Source organism: Streptomyces sp. NPDC056479 (assembly GCF_042795335.1).
Taxonomy (GTDB): domain Bacteria; phylum Actinomycetota; class Actinomycetes; order Streptomycetales; family Streptomycetaceae; genus Streptomyces.
Window position 1 is genome coordinate 546,438 of sequence record NZ_JBHTRZ010000006.1, and the last position, 20,586, is coordinate 567,023.

The window sequence follows — 20,586 nt, forward strand, 5'->3', positions numbered from 1 at the left end:
TCCCTCCGTACCGAAACCAGCGCGTACGGAATCCAGCGACCGAGAAAGAGACAGAGAAAGCAGAGCATGCCCAACGACTTCAATCAGCAGGTCATCGAGGAGTTCCGCGCCAACAAGGGCCGCGTCGGCGGCTACTTCGAAGGCGCCCGGCTCCTCCTTCTCACCACCACCGGCGCCCGCACCGGCCGCCCCCACACCACCCCCGTCGGCTACCTCCCCGACGGCGGAGATCGCGTCCTGGTCATCGCCTCGGCGGCGGGCGCCCCCACCCACCCGGCGTGGTTCCACAACCTCGTCGCGAACCCCCAAGTCACCGTGGAGGACGGCACGTTCACCTACGAGGCGCGGGCGGTCGTACTCCAGGACGAGGAACGGGACCGGGCCTTCGCGCGGGCCGTGGAGGCGGATGAGGGCTGGGCGGCGTACCAGGCGAAGACGGAGCGGGTGATCCCGGTGATCGCCCTGGCCAATGTCACCCAGGGCGGTCCGGGCAACCTCAACGCGTCCTCCATGGGCGAGGCCATCAAGGTCGTCCACGACGCCTTCCGCCGCGAACTCGCCCTGATCCGGGATGAGATGGCCAAGGGCGGCACCACGCTCGGCGCCCAGCTCCGCGTCAACTGCCTGACCTTCTGCGCCGGCCTGCACAACCACCACACCGGCGAGGACATGGCCATGTTCCCGTTCCTGGCCGACCGCCACCCCGAACTCGCCCCCGTCCTGACCCGCCTCCGCGAGGAACACGAACACATCGCGGAACTCGTAAAGGCGCTGCGGCACACCTTGAACGCCGAGCACTTGGAGCCGGGTGCGGCTCGGGTGGAGGTGGAGCGGCTGTCGGGGGAGTTGGAGGGGCATCTGGCGTATGAGGAGGAGCAGTTGATACCGGTGCTGGACGCGGTCTAGCGGAGCACGGGGCCGGTACCGACGGCTACTGCGGCAGGGCGCGCAGCAGGTAGGGGTTGTCACTGCGGGGCTCGAGATTCAGCTCGGCCAGGGCGGCCTGAAGGGTCCAGGCGTACGACTCCACGGCCGTGCGGACGCGGGGGACGTCCCGGTGCCGGCCCGCGACCAGGTTGTCCAGGTCCTCGTAGGCGGCTCGGACGATCTCCAGGCGCTCGTACTTGCTCCAGTCGGACAGCCAGCCCCGGGTGTAGTGGCGGGCCAGAGTGCGTTCCCAGTGGCGCTTCATGAAGTGCTTGCGACGGTCGTCGGTCCGGGCCAGACAGGTGTGCCGCACCAGGTCGTACAGCGGGTCGCCCACCCTGGCCCGGTCCCAGCCGATGAGGCCGATGCTGAAACGTTCGTCGGAGGAGCGGACCAGGTTCCACGGATGGAGGTCGCCGTGCAGCAGGGTCGGCGTGCGGCGCTCGACCGTGTACTGCGACAGGATCCCGCGGAGCCGCCGGGGTCCGGGCAGGCCGAGGCTCTCGGCGAGGGCGCGTACCTCCTCGGGCAGCCGCCGGACGGTGGCGACAAGTTCGTCGGTCAGCCGCGCGTAGAAGCCGTCGGCGCCCGCCGTCGGGTCCAGGGCCAGGTAGTCCACCCTGGTCAGCTCGTGCAGCTGGTCGACCACGCTCTCGGCCTCGTGCGGACGCAGGCCGTCCTCCGGGTGCTCGGACGGGGAGCCGTCGTCCGGGCCCAGGTAGGTGTGCACGGCGAAGGGGCCGGGGTACCCGCCGCCGCGCCCCAGCGCCAGCAGACGCGGCGCCGAGACCGGCACCCCCTCCTGTTCGAGGACGCGCAGCACCGTGTGCTCGTCCAACCTGCCCGGCTCGCTGCGGCGCTCCGGTCGCCCGGCCCGGCGCCGTACGACGACCGGGACGTCGGCCTTGCCGACCCGCACCACGACCACCCTGTTGACGAACGCCGTGCCGCGCCGAAGCCGGCTCTCGGGGGCTCGGCGCTCGTCGGCCAGCGCCTTTGCCACGGACAGGGCACGGAAGTCGGTGCGAGCGGGATGCGCCCGGTCCGGGGTCCACTGCACGGGGACCCGTCGGGTGTCGTCGACCGGGGCGCCATGGGCGTACCCCGACCAGCGCTCCAGCAGCCACCGGATCTCGGTCCGGGACGGGACGGGGTCGATGTCGAGCCGCTCGGCGGCGGCCGTCAGCGCGCCGTGGACCCGGACCGTGGCCGCCCGCAGCTGCTGCTCACTCGGGGAGCATCGCTCGAGAGAGTGCAAGGTCCGCATCACGTCCGGGAAGACGGACAGCGTCTTCTCGTACGCGATGTAGTGCTCCAGATCGTCGGCCAGTCCCTTCGCGGCCTCGGGCCGCCGCTGCCGCACCGCCTTGGTCCAGGCGGTGATCGCCGCGTCCCGCTGGGCCGGGGTGTGCCCCGTGCGCACGAGGTGGACGGCGAGGTCGTACAGCGGGTCGCCGAACGAGGCGAGTTCCCAGTCGACGAAGACAAGCGGCGGGTATCGGTGGCGGTGCACGATGACGTTGTCGCGGTGCAGGTCGCCGTGGAGGAGGCTGAAGGGCCGCTTGGTCATCCGCGGCACTCGGTCGGCCAGCTTCAACAGGGCGCCGCGCCGCACCCCGAGTCTCTCGAAGATCTGACCGAAGTGGTCCCAGTTGGGCTGCCTGACGTCCCGCTCCGTCAGTTCCACGACCTTGCGCAGGAACTCCCGGCTCTCCGGGGGTTCCGGCCATTCCGGCGGCAGCGGCGGAACGGCGTCCCCGTCGACGCGGGTCAGCCGGGCCAGCCCCTCCGCCATCGCCGCGATCAGCGAGCGGTCGACCTTCGCGACGTCGTCGCAGGTCCTCGACAGCGCCACGCCCGGCACGTAGGTATGGACGGCTGAGCGCATCCAGTCGTGGGCCAGGCAGACCGGGGCGTGATGCACCGTGCCGCTGATGGCGTCGAGGACCGCGGCCTCGTCGTCCCAGGTCTTGAACACGACACGCAACGTGTCGGGGCGGGGTATCCGCACCAGTACGGATGTTCCCGCGGGCAGTGGCAGAAGTGACGCCATTTCCGGGGTGAGCGGCGCGCGGTAGTTGGTGTGGTGATGCCCTCGGAGCGGCTGTCCGCTCTGCTGGGCGTACCGGACGAACTCCGCGTACACGGTGGGTCGTGCGTTCAAATGGCGTTCCTGTGCTGGGCGTTCCTGGGGGAGGGAGAACAGCCTTGTCGAGACTGTAGAGCACATGGGGGCACTGCGCGGGCCGAAGTCGTTCTGTCGACCTTATGAGGTGCGCGGGTCGCGAAGCCGGTACCACTCGAGCAGCGAAGCGGCCACGGTCCGCAGGTTGGGCACGTCGTCGAGCCCCAGCGGTACGGCCGCCCGGGCCAGCACCCGCTGCACCTTTCTGGCCTCGGCCGGCCATCGCCGCCAGTTGAACGCTCTGCCGTTGTCCAGGATCTGGGTGGCCCGGACGACATCGGTGAACACGCTCTGGGCCCGTTTGAAGTCCAGCAACCTCGGCAGGTCGTCCTGCCAGCCCTCGGTGCTGCCGGGCCTGATCTGCTCGGCCAGCGCACACCACCGCTGGGTCAACCGGACTTCCTGCTCGGTCGGATAGCGCATCAGATACAGGTGTGTGGCGAGGTCGTAGAGCGGGTCGCCCAGCATGGCCAGCTCCCAGTCGATGGTCCACAGCCGGGCGGCCGGGTCGAGGACGAAGTTCTCACGGTGCAGGTCGGCGTGCAGCAGGCAGAAGGGACGTTCCGCCAGGCCCGGGACCACGACGTGTTTGCGCAGCGCGCGGAAGGAGTCCTCGTCCACGCCCAGCGCACCGAAGAGGCCCTCGAAGTCCGCGAGATTGTCCCGGTAGACGCGTTCCTCGGCGAACCGGACGAGCCCCTCCAGGAACCCCTCGCAGTCCCCGTCCTCGGCACGGTCCTCCTGCACACAGCGCCGTTCGGCCGCCAGGGACTCCGGCGAGATCCGGATCAACTGCCGGAACAGATCCAGGATCTGGTCGAGCACGCGCTCCGGGACCATCCTCCCGGCGGCGTACCGCGAGCCGAGCGTCCGGCCCTCGATGAACCGCTGGAGCCGGATCTCGCCCACCTCGATGAGCTCAGGGATACCGGCGATCCGGCCCTGGAGCGCCTCCAGCAGCTGCTCCTCGGAGACGAAGCAGCGCCGGTCGAACCACAGCAGCCCGCCGCGCGGCGCTCTGCACTTCGCCCGAACGGGTTCCCCGTCCTCGTCGTCCTCGTCCTCACCCGCCGCCTCGGGCAGGGGAATCACATACGTCTCGTGGTGATAGCCCTTGAGCGGTCCTTCGACCGCGCCGGCGTCACCGCCGCTCAAATGGACGGCTCGTTCCCGTGTCGGGGACACCCCTTCGGCTGACATCGCCCGCTCTCTCGACCGGTCCCCGCGTAAGTGGCGGGGAAGTGTTGCAAGGCACCCCCTGTGAGTGCGCATCGTGCCAGAAGTGATTCGTCCGTTCGCGCAGAACCCCTGAGACGGGTGAGCATTCCATGGCCCGTACGAGCGCCGAGGCCGCCGACACCCCCGCGCACGGCGCCCGGCGCCCGGTCGCGACACCACACTGTGCCGGTGACGACGACATGCACCACCTACGGCGGCCACGGCGACGCGGACACACTGCGCCGCGTCCTCGGCCGGGCCGACGCCGTACTGCTCGACTTCGACGGCCCGGTGTGCGACCTGTTCGGCGGGGCCTGCACGGCGTACATCGCCGACGAGGTGAAGGAGCGGGCCCGGCGGGAGTGGGGGCGGCTCGACCCCCGCGTGGAGGACTGCGCCGACTCCCACGGCGTGCTGCGCCGCCTGGCCGAGATGGCCGTACGGCGCGCGGATGGCCCCCGTGGGACGCGGCTGGACTGGGCGGACGGCATCGTCACCCGGCACGAGTACACGGCCGTGCGCCGGGCGGCCGCCACCCCCGGCGCCGACCGGCTGGTGGACACGCTGGCCCGGCTCGGCAAGACCCTGCTGGTCGCGAGCAACAACTCCGAGGGCCCGGTGCGGGAGTACCTCGAACGACGGAACCTCCTGGGGCACTTCACGGCCGTGTGCGGCCGCGACCCCTACGACCCCCGTCTGATGAAGCCGGACCCCGACGTCGTCGACCGTGCCCTGGCCGAGCTCGGCCACCCGCACCCGTCCCGGACCCTGCTGATCGGCGACCAGCTCACGGACCTCGCGGCGGCCCGGGCGGCGAAGGTGCCGTTCCTCGGCTTCACACGGGACGCGGAGACGGCGGCGGAGATGCGGCGCCGTGGCGCTCGGGGCGTGGTCGGCTCGTTCGAACCGGTCGTGCGGGTGCTCTCGGCGTCCCTGCCCTGCCGACCGTCACCGCGGCGGCCGGACCGCCAGATGGTTCCAGACCGAGTCGAACCACGTCTGCCGTTCGGTCACGAAGACGGAGCCCGGCGCATCCGGGTCGTCCCCCGCCACGAAGTGCTCCAGGACGGCGCCGAGCCCGACGACGTCGATGGCGGGGATCGTCCCCTCGCCCAGCACGATGGGGCGTTCGACCACCTTGTACATGCCGTGCAGCGCTTCGGTGCCGTTGAAGAGGTAGAGCTTGAACGTCGGGGTGACCGGTGCCCACCGGACCTCGACGTCGACCTCTCCCACCAGCTTCTCGGCCTTCAGCTCCCCCAGGGTCAGCAGCAGTGACTGGGTGTTGCGCCGGGTTATGTCGCGCAGCCGCTCCAGCGGCCGGGGGTCCTCCGGGTCGGCGATGGCCCGCGGATAGGGCAACGGCATGTCCTCCGAGGGCAGCAGCATGCGCAGGGCGATCCGCCGCGGGGCGATCTGCCGGGTGCGGATCCGCTCGACCTGGAGCCATATGTGCCCGGCCAGGGATTCGGAGGTGAAGGTGAAGACGTCCAGGGAGACTTCGGACCGCTCGAACGCCCTCGCGATGTGCGGCCCCAGTGTCGTGAGGCCCCGCCGCTCCACCCGGTCGGCGGGCTGCTGCGCCTCCTGGGGCACCGGCGATCCGATCACCCGTGATCCGCTGCCCTGCCGCGACTCGACGAGCCCCCGCTCGGAGAGCTCCTTGAGCACCCGCTGGACGGTGTCCCGGGAGACCGCCAGCTCCTGGGCCAGCTCGCGCTGCGGCGGCAGCAGGGAGCCCAGGGGGTAGGTCCCGTCGGACATACGGAGGACGAGTGCGTCCAGCACCCGCTCGAACTCCTTGCCGCCTCCCTCGGCGGCCCGCTGTCCACCCACATGCCGACCGTACCGCTTCTCACCCATCTGCACACAAATTTCAGTCAAGTCAGCAGTCCAACTACCGGTCCAGTTAAGGGATCTACCGACCAGGGAAGACCAATCTCAGGCCAACCAGCCCAATTGGCAAGGCAGTTGGGCGCCACTGATGATTCGAAGGGTGCGGGTGGGGGACATGGTGCTGTCTCAGGCGCTGTGCGCATTAACCGAGTTGACTCTGAGCCTGATGGCGCAGGCGAAGTTGGGTGCCACAGGACTGGTCGTCCTGTCGGCCGTATTCATAGGCATCCGGGCCCGGCACAGCCGGCTCGCGGTCGGGGCGGTCGTGGTGTTCCTGTTCCTGATGAGTCAGGCCTGAGCCCGGACCAGCCTCAGTACCGGCCACAGCGAATCCACGACGCTCGTGGCCCCGGCCTCACGCAGCAGCTTGTCCTTGCCCGCGTTACGCGCGTAGCCGAGGAAGGGGACACCGGCGCGGTTCGCGGCGTCGAGGTCCGAGGGCGTGTCGCCGATCATCAGGGCGGACGCGGGAGCCGCGCCCATGGCGCTCAGGGCGCGGTTGAGGCAGTGCGGGTCCGGCTTCAGTCGGTGGAGGTCCTGGGTGCGCCCGTAGATGTGAGGGCTGAAGCAGGAGAGCAGGCCGCGGCTGGTCAGATAGGCGCGGACCACTCGGGGGGAGTTGTTGGTGGCTATGGCCAACCGGGATCCGACCGCCTGCCAGGTGCGTATCAGCGGGTCGGCGTACGCGGTGGGCATCGCGGACGAGGTCGCCCGGAGCTCCTCCTGGGTGAGGCGTTCCTCCAGTTCCGCCACCAGGTCGCTGCCCGGGTGCCGGCGGTCGACGGCCCTCAGGACGACATGCGGGTCCAGCGACTCCCGTTCGTCCTCCGTGAGCAGTCCGTGCAGACCTCGCCCCTCCAGCCACATCACCAGGTCGGTCGCCACCCGCTCCGCCGAATGCCCGGCGAACAGCCTGCAGATCGGTCCGTCGAAGTCCCAGAGCACGACGCGAGCGCGCGTGATCAGTTCCCGGAGCTGTTCCGTGTCGTTCTCGGTCTCTGCGGTCACGGGGTCAGTCTGCGTCGTATCAGAAGTCACTAGGAGAGTGTCAGGTCAGTGGTGATGGTTTCCCAGAGGGCGTCGAACCACTTCTGGGATTCCTCCACGAACGCGGCGTCGCGCTGTCCGGCCTGCTTCATGAAGGAGAAGAGGAGGGACCTCGAGCCCAGCGCGTCATACATGTCCAGCGTCCGGCTCTCGTACTCCTCCTGCCGTTCGGCCAGGACGTAGTAGCCGATCAGAGCTTCCTCGTCATTCAGCAGGTACAGCTTGACGGGTGGGGTGAACGGCAGCGCCCGGAAGGTGACATGGACGTCGACGCCGTGCGTGGCACGAATGGCCTGGAGATTGTGCCGCAACACCTGCGCCTGGGCGTTCCGCATCTCCAGCCACCGCTTGTGGACCGGGTCGTCGCCCTCCCCGCCCTCCACGGAGACCGGAAACGCGAGGTGGATGTCCCGCGACGGCAGCAGGATCCGCACGTCGATCGCACCGGGGCGGATCGAGCCCTCGTGGATCAGGCGCAGCGGTTCGCCGAGGGCCAGCATCAGGGTCTCGGAGGTGTGGCATACGACGTCCACGCGCACGTGCGGGACCGCGAAGGCCTCCGTCAGGCGGGGGGCCAGGCTGACCATCGTCGGCTGGGGGGCGCCCCGCGTGGGGGTCGGCACGGCGATCCGCGGCGGACTCCCCTTGCTCACATTGGTGAGCAACCCGTCCTCCTGGAGTGCGCGCAGGGCCTGGCGTACGGTGCCTCGCTCCACGCCGAACTCCTCGGCCAGCTCGGCCTGGGTGGGCAGGCGGTCGCCTGCCCTGAGGTCTCCTGCGCGGATGCGTTCCCGCAGGATGTCGGCGATCTCCTGGGGCGAGAGTCTCCTGCTGCCGTTCACTGCCACGTTCTCCTGGGTCACGACCAAAACGCTACAACTCGCATCCATCTAGTGGGAGTTGTTTGTAGCTTGTTTCAAAGTAGGGGCCAAGCGGGGACAACTTAGTCAGAGTTGGCAATAAGTTGGTTGAGTTGGCGGAAGTAATCCTTCCATTCCCGGCAGCCCGAAGGAGGAAACACCGATGCCCGTCCTCGCACTCCTCTCCGCCGTCTTCGTCGTCGGCGTCGAACAGACCCTCCAGTGGAAGTACGGCGCCACCGGCATCATCGGCCTGCTGCTGCTCACGATAGGCATCAAGGCCAAGAGCCCGACCGTCAGTTCCATAGGAGCCGTCGTGCTCGCGATCCTGGTCTCCGGACCCGCCCTGTGAGCCGCTATGAAAACGCAGGTCAAACGCTGTGGGGGACGATCAGCTCGTGAGCAGCAGCTCCGAACTGATCGTCTCCCACAACGCGTTGAACCACACATGGGACTGCTCCACGAACGTCATGTCCCGCAGCCCGGCCCCCTGCTCGAAGGCGAACAGCGTGGACTGGATGCCCGGGGCGTCGTACATCTCCAGATGCTGCTGCCCGATCTCCACCTCGCGGCGGCTGAGCGTGTAGTAGGCGAAGAGCGCCTCCGTGCCGTTGAGCAGGTACAGCTTCACCGGCGGGGTGAACGGCAGGGCGCGGAAGGTGATCCGCACGTCGATGCCGTGCGTGGAGCGCAGGGCCAGCAGATTGTGCCGGAGCACCTGGCCCTGGGCGTTGCGCTGGGCGAGCCAGCGGCGGCGCAGCTGCTCGTCGGCGTCGTCGGGCGAGTCGTCCACCGTGGTCGGGAAGGCGAGCGGGATGTCCCGGCTCGGCAGCAGGACACGGACGTCGACCTTGGCCGGTTTCAGCTGTCCGGCGTGGATCTGGCGGAGCGGTTCGCCGATGGCGAGCGTGAGGGAGACCGCGGTGAGGCACAGGGCGTCGATCTCGACGTGCGGGGCCGCGAAGGCGGAGGCGATGCGCGGGCCCAGGGCCACCATGGTGGGCGCCGGCGGGGCTCCGGGGCCGGTCAGCGCCTTGCCGAGGTCGGCGGCGACGGTGGCCGGGGCTCCCTTGGACACATTGGTGAGCAGATGCTCCGACTGCAGGATGCGCAGCGCCTGCCGTACGGCTCCGCGCTCCACGCCGAACTCGTCCGCCAGCTTGGCCTGGGTGGGCATGCGCTGGCCGGGCCGCAACTCGCCCGAGCGGATCCGGGCGCGCAGCTCGTCGGCCACCTCCCGATGTGACTTCTGTGGCCGCTGTGACCTCTTCCGTCCATTGACGGAGGCGTGTTTCGGCTCCACGACCAAACACTACAACTTCCCGCCATCTTTAGGCAGTTCCGGGGAAGGTGGTTATGAGACGCTCCCAAGCGGTCATAAGTACAGTGAAGTTGGTCGCCAACTTAGGCAACATGGTCAAACTTCAAGAAGGTTGGCTCGCCCCCGGGAGGAGACCGGCATGCCGTTCATCTACCTCGCCGTCGCCGCGCTCGTCATTGGCTTCGAACAACTCATCCAGTGGAAGTACGGGCCGATGGGCATCATCGCCTTTCTCGCCCTGACCATCGGTATCAAGGCCAAGAACACCATGATCGGCGGCATCGGCGCGGTGATCCTCGTCATGCTGCTCGCCCACTAGGGACCAGGTTCGGCTGGCCGGGCTCCCTTCCGGAGGGGAGCCGGGAGCCCGGTCAGTCTGCACAGTCACAACTTCACAGCGACAACCGAATATCGATCGCGCAGCCACAACTGAAGAACAACCACAACTGAAAGCTCGCTACGGATGAGCAGTCCTGTCGTCGGTCAAGAGGAGGTCTCAGAAGATGTCCGGGCACCAAGGTCGCCTGGACGTACGCAGCAGGGCGTCGGCCAACCGGGCGGCGCCCGCTCGTTCTTCCCGCACCCGGCCCAGCGCGGCGAGCCGTACGGCGGACTCGTCGCCGAGCCAGAGGGTGGCCAGGTCGGCCACGTCGAGGGTGAGTTCGGCGGTGGCCGTGGTCGGTGCGCAGGACGCCCCGTCCTCGGCCGCCTCCAGCCGGTACCGGCCACCGGTCAGCCCGGCGCCGTCCACGACCTCGATCACCAGCGTGCCCTGCCCGTCGTACGTACGCGCCTCCAGAGCCCGTACGACATCCAGGATCCGCACCCACAGCCAGTCCGCCAGCGTGGTGATCCGCGCGGCCCGCGGGTCGGGGAGGAAGTGCGGCAGCAGGGCGTCCGGGGCCCGCGAACCGCTCTTCACCGTCGTGATCCAGTCGATGGAGCACAGATAGCGCCACAGGGCCCGTTCGGCGGCCGGGGTCGACGCGTCCAGCCAGTTGACGGTCGCCGTGTTGAGCGGCTGCTTGGCGTCGCCCCAGTGGTCGTCGGCCTTGTACGACACCAGTCCCTCGACCTCGCCGCCGGCCGTGCGGTACACGGCGAAGAACGGCTCCGCCCAGGGGGACCTGTCCAGGCGCAGCGCACCGGTGTTGACCTGCCACCACCGCTCGTCCCGGTCGACGGCTCCCGGCTGCGCGCGGCGCACCCGCTCGTGCAGCTCCGGGCCGATCTTGCGCACGTCCGCGCCGTCCACGAGGTCGATACGGCCGCCGTCCTCGGGGCCCGCCCATCTCGGGTCCAGGCCGGCGCGGGGGACGTCGATGGTCCACTGGGCGGTGCAGGTGGCGGGGCCGAAGCCGTAGCGGCCGTAGATCGGGTACTCGGCGGCGATCAGTGTCGCCACGACGTCTCCGCGCTCCTTCGCCGCCGCGAGGTCGTGGGCCATCATGCGGGTGAGCAGGCCGCGGCGGCGGTGGGTGGGGCTGACGGTGACGTTCGAGATCGCGTCGGCGGGGACGGGGGCGCCCCCTACGGCGGTGAGCTCCTGGGTGAAGGATCGGAACGTGGCGACACAGCGGCCGGTGTCGAAGGCGCCGAGGGTGCGGGCCGGGACGATGTACGACGCCCGGTCCGCGATCTCCGTCTCCTCGACGCTGGGGGCCCGCAGAAAGCCGGTGTTCAGCGCCCGGATCCAGTCGGGGATGTCGGCCTCGGTGATGGGGCGGACGTCGATGTGGGGTTCGGGACGGCTCATGGGGCCACGGTAGGCGGGCGGGCGTGGGGGTGTCGCCGCCTTTTTCCTCTCCCCCGCCGCCCTTACCCGTCCCATCCCTGAGGGCTGCCGCCCACAGACCTGCTAGGTCAGCAGATCGTCCACCTGTGCCTCGCCCTCCCGGTACCGGCGCGTGATCTCCGCCCCGCACTCGTCCGCCGTCTGCTGCAGGCGCTGGCGGCGGCCCGACACCTGCTGTTCGTAGCGGACGAGGCGGCTCATCGCGGTGTTCAGTTCGGTGTCCGTGCGGGCCTGGAGGTCGGAGAGTTCCACCTCGGCCAGCATCTCGGCCGCGAGCCGCCGGTACTCCTCGCTCTGCGGGGTGCCCAGGGTCACATGGCGGGCCGAGGAGCGGTGGCGGGCGGGGGCGTCGGTGAGGATCTCCGGGAGGCGGTCCACCACGGACGCCGCGCCCGCCGGGGAGCGCCGCGCGAGCTCCGCCCGCAGGATGTCGATCCGTCCCTGCAGCAGTCGCCGTACATAACTCAGGTCCGCCTCGTCCCGCTGGGCGTCCCGCCGCAGGGTGCGCAGCTCGGGCAGACTGAGCGGGGTCAGGTCCGGCTCGGGCGGCTCCACGGGCAGCCGCGCGTGCGGGCCCGGGCCGGGATCGTCGGCGGTGCGCTGTGTCGGCGGCCTGAGACCCTCCAGCTGACCCGCGTGTGTCCACATGACAGCCCCGGGCGGCTGCTCGGTACTCGGTGTGCTCATATGCCTCAACCGTCCCCTCGACCCGCGTGTGGGAAGCATGGTGCCATCCCAAGTGGCCGCAATGTGACCGAGTGCCCATGAACAGCCCCAGATGGGGGCTTAAGGATCAAAAAAGAAACCCCCAAAGAGGTCTCCGGCACCTTGCCGAGACGCTCGTCCCGGTCACCTTCCCGCACCCGGCATGATGGCGGCATGCGAGCAGTGGTGCAGAGAGTGGACGGCGCGAGCGTCGTCGTGGACGGTGAGACGGTCGGCGAGATCACGGGCGAGGGGCTGTGCGTACTCGTCGGGGTCACCCACGAGGACACCAAGGAGAAGGCGGCCCAACTCGCCCGCAAACTCTGGTCGATCCGCATGCTGAACGACGAGAGGTCGTGCAGCGACATCGACGCCCCGCTCCTCGTCATCAGCCAGTTCACCCTCTACGGCGATGCGCGCAAGGGCCGCCGGCCCACCTGGAACGCGGCCGCCCCCGGCGACGTCGCCGAGCCGCTGGTCGACGAGGTCGTCGCCCAACTGCGCGCCCTGGGCGCCACGGTGGCGACGGGCCGGTTCGGCGCCAAGATGCGGGTGTCCCTGACGAACGACGGCCCGTTCACCGTCCTCATCGAGGTCTAGGGCATCGAGGTCTAGGGCACGAGGCCCAGAGCATCGAGGTCCAGTGCTACGGCTGCACTACCGCTTCCTGCGCCGCCGCCGTGTCCCCCGCCACCAGCCGCGCGTCCACCGGCACGTTCCGCTTGACCAGCGCGAGTGCGACGGGGCCCAGCTCGTGGTGCCGTACGGATGTCGTGATGAAGCCGATCTTGCGGCCGTCGGGGCCCTCGTCCGCGAGGTGGATCTCGGTGCCGTGGGTCGGCAGATGGACCTCGCTGCCGTCCAGGTGCAGGAAGACCAGGCGGCGCGGGGGCTTGCCCAGGTTCTGCACGCGGGCGACCGTCTCCTGGCCGCGGTAGCAGCCCTTCTGCAGGTGCACCGCCGAGCCGATCCAGCCCAGCTCGTGCGGGATGGTGCGGTGGTCGGTCTCGAAGGCGAGCCGCGGGCGGTGATGTTCGACGCGCAGCGCCTCGTGGGCGAGGATCCCGGCCGGCGGTCCGGCCTTCTCCGCGTACGACTCCAGGTCCGCCCGGGGGAGGAAGAGGTCACGGCCGTACGCCGTCTCGCGTACGACGGCGCCCTTTGGCACCTCCGCGATCGAGCCGGCGGGCAGGTGCACGACCGCGAAGTCGTCCGTCCGGTCGGCGACTTCGACCCGGTAGAAGAATTTCATCGACTCCAGGTACGCGATCAGCGCCTCCTGGGTGCCGGGCTCGACATGGGCCCAGACCGTCGCACCGTCGTCGACCAGGTACAGCGCGTGCTCGATGTGGCCGTGCGCCGAGAGGATCAGCGCCTCGGTGGCCTCACCCGTCGGCAGGTCGCTCACATGCTGGGTGAGCAGCAGATGCAGCCAGCTCAGCCGGTCGTCGCCGGAGACGGCGATGACGCCGCGGTGCGACAGATCGACGAAACCGGTGCCGTCGGCGAGGGCGCGCTGCTCGCGGAACAGATCGCCGTAGTGGGCGGCGACACCTTCGTCCACGCCCTCGGCGGGCACGGCGCCGGGCAGGGTCAGCAGGGGGCTCTTCATGGGGCAAGCCTACGACGTGGTAGTTGAACCCTTCAGGGAACAGTCCTTGCACCGGCCGAAGATCGCGAAGTGCTTCATGTCGGTGTCGAAGCCGAACTGCTCGCGCAGCTTGGCCGTGAAGTCCGCGGCCACCGTCACATCCGCCTCGATGACGTTCTCGCAGTCGCGGCACACCAGGTGCAGATGGTGGTGGCGGTCGGCGAGGTGGTAGGTGGGGGCGCCGTGGCCGAGATGGGCGTGGCTGACCAGGCCCAGCTCCTCCAGCAGCTCCAGGGTGCGGTAGACGGTGGAGATGTTGACCCCCGACGCCGTCTTGCGCACTTCGCCGAGGATGTCGTCGGGGGTCGCGTGCTCCAGCGTGTCCACGGCTTCGAGCACGAGTTGCCGCTGCGGCGTCAGCCGGTAGCCGCGCTGCCTGAGGTCGCTCTTCCAGTCGGTGCTCACCACACCGACGAGTCTAGGTCTACTTGAAGAAGGCGATGCCGTCGTCCGGCATGTCGTCGGGCAGGGCCTTGGCCCAGCGCTCGACGTCCTCCGGGGTGACGACCTTCTTCAGGTGGGCCGACATGTAGGGGCGCAGCTCGACCTCGGGGGTCTGCTTCTCGCCGACCCACATCAGATCGCTCTTGACGTAGCCGTACAGCCGCTTGCCGCCGGTGTAGGGGCCGGAGGCCGCCGTGCGGGCCACCGCGTCCGTGACCAGGTCGATCTGCGGCTTCTTCGCGGCCATCTCGCCGTACCAGATCTCGACGACACCGTCGTCGCGGACCATGGTCACCTCGACCTTGCGGTCGGCGTCGATGCGCCAGAAGCCGTGCTCGGACTCCAGCGGCCGGACCTTGTTCCCCTCGTTGTCCAGCACCCAGGTGTGGGACTGGTACTCCAGGAAGTCCCGGCCGTCGTGGGTGAAGGTGACCTCCTGCCCGAAGTTGCACTTCTCCGAGCCGGGGAAGTCGTGGACGCCCGCACCGGCCCAGTTCCCGAGCAGGAAGGCGAGCGGGACGAGGTCCTTGTGCAGGTCGGACGGGATCTCGATCATGAGCGGCAGTATTCCTAGGTGGGTGTCAGCGCTGGCCCTGGTACAGCTTCTTCACGGTCAGTCCGGCGAAGGCGAGGACGCCGACGCAGACCAGGACCAGCAGGGCTTCGAAGAAGATCTCCACGGGGTGCTCCTCGATTGAGCGGAGGTTGAGCGGTACGTACAGGGCCGGCCCCCAGCTTACGCGGCCGGGGACCGGTCCTCCCTGTGAGGTAGGCCCTCGCGGGTCAGCCGAGCAGCTGGCTCTGCAACGTCACCGTCTGCTGGAACGGTACGGCCTTCGCGGTGCCCTTCCGTGACTGGACGACCACGCCGAGGACGTCCCCGGCGGCCAGGTACGCCTGCCGGACCTGCTCGGCGCCGTACGGCTCGGACTCGGCGTAGGCGAAGCGCGAGAACTTGCCGGGCCAGGGCACCTCCGCGAAGCCGTTGTCCAGGACCGAGGCCTCGGTGCCGCGCACCTTGTAGCCCGGACCGCTGTACGGGGCGACCTCGCCGGCCAGGTCGTCCACGACGGCCGCGGTGTCGAAGTGGAGCAGGTAGATCCGGGTGTGGGTGCCGTCCTGGGTGGTCCAGCCGCGGGCGGCGACATGGCGCAGGCCGGCGTCCACCAGCTTCTGCCGGAACTCGTCGCGTTCGGCCTTGTCGGAGTACTCCGTCAGGAAGTCCTTCGTGGCCAGCCAGCCGTCGCTGCCGTGCAGCGCCTTGTCGTCCACGGCTCCCTCGGGCGCGGGCAGCAGCAGCGCGCGCAGGTCGGCGTAGTGCGCCTCGGCCTTGTTCTCCGGCGCGTAGGGCTGCGGGCTGCCCGACGGCAGGGGCGGCTTGGTCAGCGTCGGGTACGTCCACCGCCCGTCCGACTCGGTCTTGAGCCCCGGCACATCGGTCCGCTCCATCCCGGCGATCCCGTACGCCGTGCCGGCCCCGACGACCGCGAAGACGGCCACGGCAACGGTCCAGCGCAGGACGGCCCGCAGGACGCGGCGGTCCTTTGCGGGGGCGGGCGGGGGCGGCAGGGCGGGCGGGCCGTCGGGGAGCGGGGGCAGGGCGGTGGCTGGCGCGGAGGCCGGTGGTGCCGGCACTTCCGGCGCGACTGGCGCCGTCGGCTCCGGTGCCTCGGTCACGAGCGGTCCTGCGGGCGTCTGCGACGCCGCTTCGGCCGGTTCGGACCCCGGCTGGGTGACCTGCGGTCGCTGCTCGGTCATACGGCCTCCCCCGGCTCGGCGATGCGGTCGAGCTGGGTGCTCAGCAGCATCGCGACCCCCTTGCTGTCGAGTGGTCTGGCGCCGTCCGCGGAGAGCGTGACCAGAACGTCTCCGACGTAGCCGGAGCAGAACATGCTGTCGAGGTCCTCGCTGAGTTCCTTGGGCGACAGGAAGCACTTGGCGTCCTTGTGGCCCTTGACCGCCGGGCCCTTGCGGAAGATCTCCAAAGTGCCCAGCAACTCGGTCTGGAACTTCGACGCGTCCCGCACGGCCGCCCGGTTCTCCAGCCGGGTGAGCGTGATGCCCACGCTGTAGATGTCCTCGACGAGATCCTGCTGGAGCCCGCTGCCGTAGGCGCTGAGGTAGCTGCGCATCGCCATGCCCTCGATGCGCAGCCTGTCCGCGTGCTTCTCCAGCTGGCGGCGCTGCGAACGGGGCAGATCGCGCAGCGACTCCTTGCGCATGGCCGTCGCCTCGGCCGCGCTGAGCTGCGTGTCCGAGCCGAACTCACCGATGTCAGGCCCCTGGACCCAGCCGTCGGTGCCGTACGGCACGAGCATCCCGGCCAGGCCCGATGCGCTCGGCGCCTTCGCGTCGCCGGCCTTGTCCGCCGGGAACTTCCACACCGGCGCCCCCGCGTCCCGATCGGCGTCCTTGACGGTGCCGACGGTGAGGCCGACACCGGCCACGAGGGCGCCGACCGTCAGGACGGCCCCGGCGGCGGCGGCGATACGGCCACGGCGCGGGCGCTTCTCGCTCACGGCCCGGCCCTCACTCTCTGACTGGCCCTCACTCAGGGGCCGTTCCTCGCTCACAGCCGCTCCATCTGCCGCTGGGCCAGGCTCGTGATCGTCTTCTTGCTGATCGGCCTGGTGTCGGAGACGAAGATCTCCATGGCGATGTCGCCGCGCCAGGCCATCGCCTCCGCCGTGTACACCGGCACATAGCCGGGCTCGGATTCGGCGTCCTCGTAGGCGTAGGCCATGCCGTCCTCGGTGCCCGGGACGACCCAGCTGTCACCGTCCTCGAGGTCGGCCCAGTACTTGCCGCCCTCGGTCCTCTCGGCGGCACCGCCGGACTCCTCCTGCCGGTACTGGAGCAGCCGGATCTCCACCGCCATGTCGTCGTCCAGCCAGCCGACGACGGCCGCGCGCCGGAACTCGTTGCTGACGAGCTCTCCGAAGGCGCCGACCGGCTCCTCGAAGGTCTCCGCGTAGGCGGCCATGTCCATCCAGCCGTCATCACCGGTCAGCCAGTCCGCGGCCTTGGCCCCGCGCGGCTTCTTCAGCAGCAGCTTGCGCAGGTCTCCGTCGGTCCGCACCCGCCGGTCCCGCGCGGCCGACAGCGGCTGGGGCGCCGCGCCCTTGGCCTGCGTCAGCTTCGGCTGCGAGAGCGAGGGCAGCTTGGTGGGCTCGCGGTCGGCCTGGACGAGGTAACCGGCACAGGTCCCCGCCACGAGCCCCAGTACGGCGGCCCCGGCGATCAGCGCCGCGGTCCGCCCACGGCGCCGCGGACGGGGCGGATCGGTGGGCTCGGGGCCGGGCACCTCTCCGATGGGTTCGGGTTCTTCCAAAACGTCCCCCCAACAGAACGTGAAGTCTGTATTCCGTATTCGTGCGCACAGGAGACCCGTGGCCCACACACGGGGTTGTAGGGGGCTTGATTACGATTCGGCCATGGCGAAGAAGCTGGTGATCAAGGTGACGGCCGGGGCGGACGCTCCGGAACGCTGCTCACAGGCGTTCACGGTCGCGGCGGTGGCCGTGGCAAGCGGGGTGGACGTCTCCCTGTGGCTGACCGGGGAGTCCGCGTGGTTCGCCCTCCCGGGCCGGGCCGCCGAGTTCGAACTCCCGCACGCGGCCCCGCTCCCCGACCTGATCGACTCCGTCCTCGCGAGCGGGCGCCTCACGCTGTGCACCCAGTGCGCGGCCCGCCGGGACATCACGGAGAAGGACGTCATCGAGGGCGTACGTATCGCGGGCGCGCAGGTCTTCGTGCAGGAGGCGCTCGGGGACGAGACGCAGGCGCTCGTCTACTGAGACCGCGGGCGCTTCTTGCCGTCCAGCTCGTCCCACCACTCGTCGGACTGCGGATCGCCGGAGGGGTCGTCCCACCAGCGGTCCTCCGGGCCCCGCCGGTTGGCGACCATCGCGGCGAGCGGCGGGATGACCATGGCGACCACGCACATGGCCACGGCCGCCGGAATCGACCAGAGGCGCACGACGCCCCAGGCCAGGACGAAGAGCGTGATGCAGGTCCCCATCATGGCGAAGTAGAGGTGACGTCGCCGGGCGTACATATCTCCAGCGTAGGTCCGTTTGCCCTGTCGGCATGCCGAAGGGCCGCACCCCAGGCGTCCAACCCGTGGGATGCGGCCCTTCACAGGGACCGAGTCGCCTCAGACCGCGATCGCGACCTCGGCCAGGCCGCCCTGCTGGGCGACGACCGTGCGGTCGGCCGTGGCGCCGGGCACCAGGGCGCGGAGGGTCCAGGTGCCCTCGGCCGCGTAGAAGCGGAACTGTCCGGTGGCGGAGGTGGGGACCTCCGCGGTGAACTCGCCGGTCGAGTCCAGCAGTCGGACGTAACCGACCACCGGCTCGCCGTCCTTCGTCACCTGACCCTGGATCGTGGTCTCACCGGGCTTGATCGTCGAGGCGTCGGGGCCGCCGGCCTTCGCTCCACACATGTCTTTCTCCAAGAGGGGTCTGACCGGAGGAAGGCCGGTCGGGTTTGCTTGCGAGGGTTGGTTACTTGTTGGCGCCGAGCTCGATCGGCACGCCGACCAGGCTGCCGTACTCGGTCCAGGAGCCGTCGTAGTTCTTGACGTTCTCCACGCCGAGCAGCTCGTGCAGGACGAACCAGGTCAGCGCGGAGCGCTCACCGATGCGGCAGTAGGCGATGGTGTCCTTCGCCAGGTCGACCTGCTCGTCGGCGTAGAGCTCCTTGAGCTCCTCGTCCGACTTGAAGGTGCCGTCGTCGTTGGCGTTCTTGGACCACGGGATGTTGCGGGCGGACGGGACGTGGCCCGGACGCTGGGACTGCTCCTGCGGCAGGTGGGCCGGGGCGAGCAGCTTGCCCGAGAACTCGTCGGGGGACCGCACGTCGACCAGGTTCTGCGAGCCGATCGCGGCGACGACGTCGTCACGGAAGGCACGGATGGACTTGTCCTGGGCCTTGGCCTTGTAGTCGGTGGTGGCCCGCTCCGGGACCTCCTCGACCAGCTCACGGGCGTCCAGCTCCCACTTCTTGCGGCCGCCGTCGAGGAGCTTGACGTTGTCGTGGCCGTAGAGCTTGAAGTACCAGTAGGCGTACGACGCGAACCAGTTGTTGTTGCCGCCGTAGAGGATCACCAGCGTGTCGTTGGCGATCCCCTTCGCCGACAGGAGCTTCTCGAAGCCCTCCTGGTCGATGAAGTCGCGGCGGACCGGGTCCTGCAGGTCCTTGGTCCAGTCGATGCGGATCGCGTTCTTGATGTGGTTCTTCTCGTAGGCGGACGTGTCTTCGTCCACCTCCACGATCGCGATACCGGTGTTGTCCAGGTTCTCCTGGACCCAGTCGGCGTCGACGAGGACGGCGCTGCGGCTCATGCTCTTCTCTCCTCCGGGGCAGTTGCGGCGGGGCGTGCGAGTGCGAGGGGGTGCGCGGGCTCATGCCGAGACGGCGCACCTGTGCCCTGGTCAGGGCTGGGGGAAACGCAGAAGTCGGAGCTTCCGCTCAGAAGGGGCGACAGAGCATGGCGGCAACGCGGCAGAGGTCCACTGCCCGCCGCTTCGTGAGATCCGCCTGTCGCTTCATGGCCTCGATCGTAGGGAGGGACATGCGGGCGTGTCACCGGTGTGTCGTATTCTGAGACACGATCGTCCGGAATATGGGAAGGAAAGGCCGTCCAGGCCGCCGCCGCACGGCTTCCGGAGGCATGCGTCCCGCGTCACATCTACGGTACGGACGACGCCGTCTCGCCAATTGGACACGGGGCGTTCACGAGTCCTCCGCTTCGCCCGCCGCCGTACTACCCGGCGAGGCGGACGTTCGAACCCTGCACCGTGATCTCGACGCCGTCCTTCGCCGCCTGGACGCTGTCGAGCTGGATGCCGCCGGGGAGGCCGTCGATCTTCTGCTCGAAGTCGGTGATCGCACGGGCCCGGTCCTCGGCGATGTCGGCACCGCCGAAGCTGGGCAGGGTGTCGGCCTTCACCCGCACGGTGTCGCCCTGCGCGGTGACCGAGCTGAGGACGTAGACCGGGTTGGGGAGCTTGGTGCCGAGGACGGTGGCTTCGACGGCGACCTTGATCTTGCCGTTCCCGCCGTCGGAGAGGCCGACGACGTTCGCGGTGACGCCGGGGGCGACCTGCGTGGGCTCGGACTTGGCGGTCTTCAGCAGCTCGGCGTAGGTGACGGACGCGGTGCCGGTGGCGCTGGCCGCGGTGGCGGAGCTGTAGTCGCCGGAGAACTCGACGCCCTTCATGTTCGCCTTGAGGTCGTCGATGCGGATCGTCTTGCCCTCGGTGCCGGCGGTGGCCTCGTAGTCCTTGATACCGACCTCGACGTCGTCCAGCGAACCGCTCGCGACCTGCGTGAGGAACGGGAAGCCCTTGATGGACACGTCCGGGGCGTCGGCGAGGTTCTCGCTGGCCTGAAGCTTCCCGGCCGCCTCGTCCTCGGCGAACCCGACGGCGAGCCGGTCGGCCAGCACGAAGAGTCCGCCCAGGATCACGACGACTATCAGCAGTATCCGCAGGGCGCGCATGTTGTGGTGTTCCCCCACCTGAACGGTCATCA

General features: G+C 69.6%; 25 protein-coding genes and 1 pseudogene. 7 read left to right on the forward strand and 19 right to left on the reverse strand.

The features are described from left to right. Nucleotides 1-66 precede the first annotated feature (66 nt). Entirely contained in the window at nt 67-906 is an 840-nt protein-coding gene (locus tag ACFQ6S_RS25970) for a nitroreductase/quinone reductase family protein (RefSeq protein WP_383414300.1), read from the forward strand. 25 nt (nt 907-931) lie between these two features. On the opposite strand, the gene ACFQ6S_RS25975 is transcribed toward ACFQ6S_RS25970, so the two are convergent. Both ACFQ6S_RS25975 and ACFQ6S_RS25980 read right to left on the reverse strand, forming a co-directional pair. Continuing rightward, nucleotides 932-3,091 carry a phosphotransferase gene (locus tag ACFQ6S_RS25975; RefSeq protein ID WP_383414303.1) on the reverse strand — a complete coding sequence of 720 codons (2,160 nt, stop codon included), beginning with the start codon at nt 3,089-3,091 and terminating at the stop codon, nt 932-934. Between the two features lie 102 nt (nt 3,092-3,193). Then, nucleotides 3,194-4,312 carry a phosphotransferase gene (locus tag ACFQ6S_RS25980; RefSeq protein ID WP_383414306.1) on the reverse strand — a complete coding sequence of 373 codons (1,119 nt, stop codon included), beginning with the start codon at nt 4,310-4,312 and terminating at the stop codon, nt 3,194-3,196. 207 nt (nt 4,313-4,519) lie between these two features. On the opposite strand from ACFQ6S_RS25980, the pseudogene ACFQ6S_RS25985 reads away from it, so the two are divergent. Next, nucleotides 4,520-5,191: pseudogene (locus tag ACFQ6S_RS25985) on the forward strand (HAD family hydrolase); the annotation flags it as partial. Between the two features lie 87 nt (nt 5,192-5,278). Here the strand turns inward: ACFQ6S_RS25985 and ACFQ6S_RS25990 are convergent. Continuing rightward, nucleotides 5,279-6,166, reverse strand: a complete 888-nt coding sequence (locus tag ACFQ6S_RS25990) for a GntR family transcriptional regulator (RefSeq protein WP_383414309.1) — start codon at nt 6,164-6,166, stop codon at nt 5,279-5,281. A gap of 175 nt (nt 6,167-6,341) precedes the next feature. On the opposite strand from ACFQ6S_RS25990, the gene ACFQ6S_RS25995 reads away from it, so the two are divergent. Continuing rightward, nucleotides 6,342-6,524: a hypothetical protein gene (locus ACFQ6S_RS25995; RefSeq protein WP_383414312.1), complete on the forward strand. Its 183-nt coding sequence runs from the start codon at nt 6,342-6,344 to the stop codon at nt 6,522-6,524. Here ACFQ6S_RS25995 and ACFQ6S_RS26000 read toward each other — a convergent pair. Both ACFQ6S_RS26000 and ACFQ6S_RS26005 read right to left on the reverse strand, forming a co-directional pair. Next, nucleotides 6,515-7,234 (reverse strand): HAD family hydrolase, encoded by a 720-nt coding sequence (locus tag ACFQ6S_RS26000; protein WP_383414315.1) that lies wholly within the window; start codon nt 7,232-7,234, stop codon nt 6,515-6,517. The two genes, ACFQ6S_RS25995 and ACFQ6S_RS26000, sit on opposite strands and share 10 nt — an antisense overlap. 29 nt (nt 7,235-7,263) lie before the next feature. Further along, the gene (locus ACFQ6S_RS26005) at nt 7,264-8,115 is read right to left on the reverse strand and encodes a winged helix-turn-helix domain-containing protein (RefSeq protein ID WP_383414555.1); all 852 of its coding nucleotides are present in this window, start codon (nt 8,113-8,115) and stop codon (nt 7,264-7,266) included. 181 nt (nt 8,116-8,296) lie between these two features. Here ACFQ6S_RS26005 and ACFQ6S_RS26010 point away from each other — a divergent pair, with 181 nt between their 5' ends. Then, a complete protein-coding gene (locus ACFQ6S_RS26010; RefSeq protein ID WP_383414318.1) occupies nt 8,297-8,485 on the forward strand; it encodes a hypothetical protein in 189 nt (62 codons plus the stop codon). A gap of 39 nt (nt 8,486-8,524) precedes the next feature. Here the strand turns inward: ACFQ6S_RS26010 and ACFQ6S_RS26015 are convergent, their stop codons facing one another. Then, nucleotides 8,525-9,442: a winged helix-turn-helix domain-containing protein gene (locus ACFQ6S_RS26015; protein ID WP_383414320.1), complete on the reverse strand. Its 918-nt coding sequence runs from the start codon at nt 9,440-9,442 to the stop codon at nt 8,525-8,527. A gap of 151 nt (nt 9,443-9,593) precedes the next feature. Here ACFQ6S_RS26015 and ACFQ6S_RS26020 point away from each other — a divergent pair, with 151 nt between their 5' ends. Then, complete coding sequence (locus ACFQ6S_RS26020; protein ID WP_383414323.1) at nt 9,594-9,773, forward strand: hypothetical protein; 180 nt, start codon at nt 9,594-9,596, stop codon at nt 9,771-9,773. Nucleotides 9,774-9,950: 177 nt separating this feature from the next. Here the strand turns inward: ACFQ6S_RS26020 and ACFQ6S_RS26025 are convergent, their stop codons facing one another. Beyond that, nucleotides 9,951-11,210, reverse strand: coding sequence for a GNAT family N-acetyltransferase (locus ACFQ6S_RS26025; protein WP_383414325.1), 1,260 nt, complete (start codon nt 11,208-11,210; stop codon nt 9,951-9,953). Between the two features lie 102 nt (nt 11,211-11,312). Continuing rightward, nucleotides 11,313-11,936, reverse strand: coding sequence for an aerial mycelium formation protein (locus ACFQ6S_RS26030; RefSeq protein ID WP_383414327.1), 624 nt, complete (start codon nt 11,934-11,936; stop codon nt 11,313-11,315). A 192-nt stretch (nt 11,937-12,128) separates the two neighbouring features. Here ACFQ6S_RS26030 and dtd point away from each other — a divergent pair, with 192 nt between their 5' ends. After that, nucleotides 12,129-12,554, forward strand: coding sequence for a D-aminoacyl-tRNA deacylase (gene dtd / locus ACFQ6S_RS26035; RefSeq protein WP_383414329.1), 426 nt, complete (start codon nt 12,129-12,131; stop codon nt 12,552-12,554). Nucleotides 12,555-12,600: 46 nt separating this feature from the next. Here dtd and ACFQ6S_RS26040 read toward each other — a convergent pair whose 3' ends face one another. The 6 genes from ACFQ6S_RS26040 to ACFQ6S_RS26065 form a co-directional block, all read right to left on the reverse strand. Next, nucleotides 12,601-13,566 (reverse strand): YgfZ/GcvT domain-containing protein, encoded by a 966-nt coding sequence (locus ACFQ6S_RS26040; RefSeq protein WP_383414332.1) that lies wholly within the window; start codon nt 13,564-13,566, stop codon nt 12,601-12,603. Nucleotides 13,567-13,575: 9 nt separating this feature from the next. After that, nucleotides 13,576-14,013 (reverse strand): Fur family transcriptional regulator, encoded by a 438-nt coding sequence (locus ACFQ6S_RS26045; RefSeq protein ID WP_383414335.1) that lies wholly within the window; start codon nt 14,011-14,013, stop codon nt 13,576-13,578. Nucleotides 14,014-14,029: 16 nt separating this feature from the next. Then, on the reverse strand, nt 14,030-14,605 hold the full coding sequence (locus tag ACFQ6S_RS26050; protein WP_383414338.1) for an FABP family protein: 576 nt from the start codon (nt 14,603-14,605) through the stop codon (nt 14,030-14,032). A gap of 227 nt (nt 14,606-14,832) precedes the next feature. Continuing rightward, nucleotides 14,833-15,807 (reverse strand): hypothetical protein, encoded by a 975-nt coding sequence (locus ACFQ6S_RS26055; RefSeq protein WP_383414341.1) that lies wholly within the window; start codon nt 15,805-15,807, stop codon nt 14,833-14,835. Continuing rightward, nucleotides 15,804-16,568 (reverse strand): hypothetical protein, encoded by a 765-nt coding sequence (locus tag ACFQ6S_RS26060; protein WP_383414344.1) that lies wholly within the window; start codon nt 16,566-16,568, stop codon nt 15,804-15,806. Before ACFQ6S_RS26060 ends, ACFQ6S_RS26055 begins: the two co-directional genes overlap by 4 nt. A 50-nt stretch (nt 16,569-16,618) precedes the next feature. Then, complete coding sequence (locus tag ACFQ6S_RS26065) at nt 16,619-17,380, reverse strand: hypothetical protein (RefSeq protein WP_383414347.1); 762 nt, start codon at nt 17,378-17,380, stop codon at nt 16,619-16,621. 103 nt (nt 17,381-17,483) lie between these two features. Between ACFQ6S_RS26065 and ACFQ6S_RS26070 the strand changes: the two genes are divergently transcribed. After that, entirely contained in the window at nt 17,484-17,846 is a 363-nt protein-coding gene (locus tag ACFQ6S_RS26070) for a DsrE family protein (RefSeq protein WP_383414350.1), read from the forward strand. On the opposite strand, the gene ACFQ6S_RS26075 is transcribed toward ACFQ6S_RS26070, so the two are convergent. The 5 genes from ACFQ6S_RS26075 to ACFQ6S_RS26095 all read right to left on the reverse strand — a co-directional run bounded on the left by ACFQ6S_RS26075 (nt 17,840) and on the right by ACFQ6S_RS26095 (nt 20,554). After that, a complete protein-coding gene (locus ACFQ6S_RS26075) occupies nt 17,840-18,106 on the reverse strand; it encodes a DUF3099 domain-containing protein (protein ID WP_383414352.1) in 267 nt (88 codons plus the stop codon). The two genes, ACFQ6S_RS26070 and ACFQ6S_RS26075, sit on opposite strands and share 7 nt — an antisense overlap. A 99-nt stretch (nt 18,107-18,205) precedes the next feature. Continuing rightward, nucleotides 18,206-18,493: a DUF1416 domain-containing protein gene (locus ACFQ6S_RS26080; protein WP_383414354.1), complete on the reverse strand. Its 288-nt coding sequence runs from the start codon at nt 18,491-18,493 to the stop codon at nt 18,206-18,208. A gap of 61 nt (nt 18,494-18,554) precedes the next feature. Beyond that, complete coding sequence (locus ACFQ6S_RS26085; protein ID WP_383414357.1) at nt 18,555-19,394, reverse strand: sulfurtransferase; 840 nt, start codon at nt 19,392-19,394, stop codon at nt 18,555-18,557. A 127-nt stretch (nt 19,395-19,521) separates the two neighbouring features. Beyond that, a complete protein-coding gene (locus ACFQ6S_RS26090; RefSeq protein WP_383414360.1) occupies nt 19,522-19,626 on the reverse strand; it encodes an Ms5788A family Cys-rich leader peptide in 105 nt (34 codons plus the stop codon). 190 nt (nt 19,627-19,816) lie between these two features. Then, nucleotides 19,817-20,554 (reverse strand): DUF2993 domain-containing protein, encoded by a 738-nt coding sequence (locus ACFQ6S_RS26095; RefSeq protein ID WP_383414558.1) that lies wholly within the window; start codon nt 20,552-20,554, stop codon nt 19,817-19,819. Nucleotides 20,555-20,586: the final 32 nt, after the last annotated feature.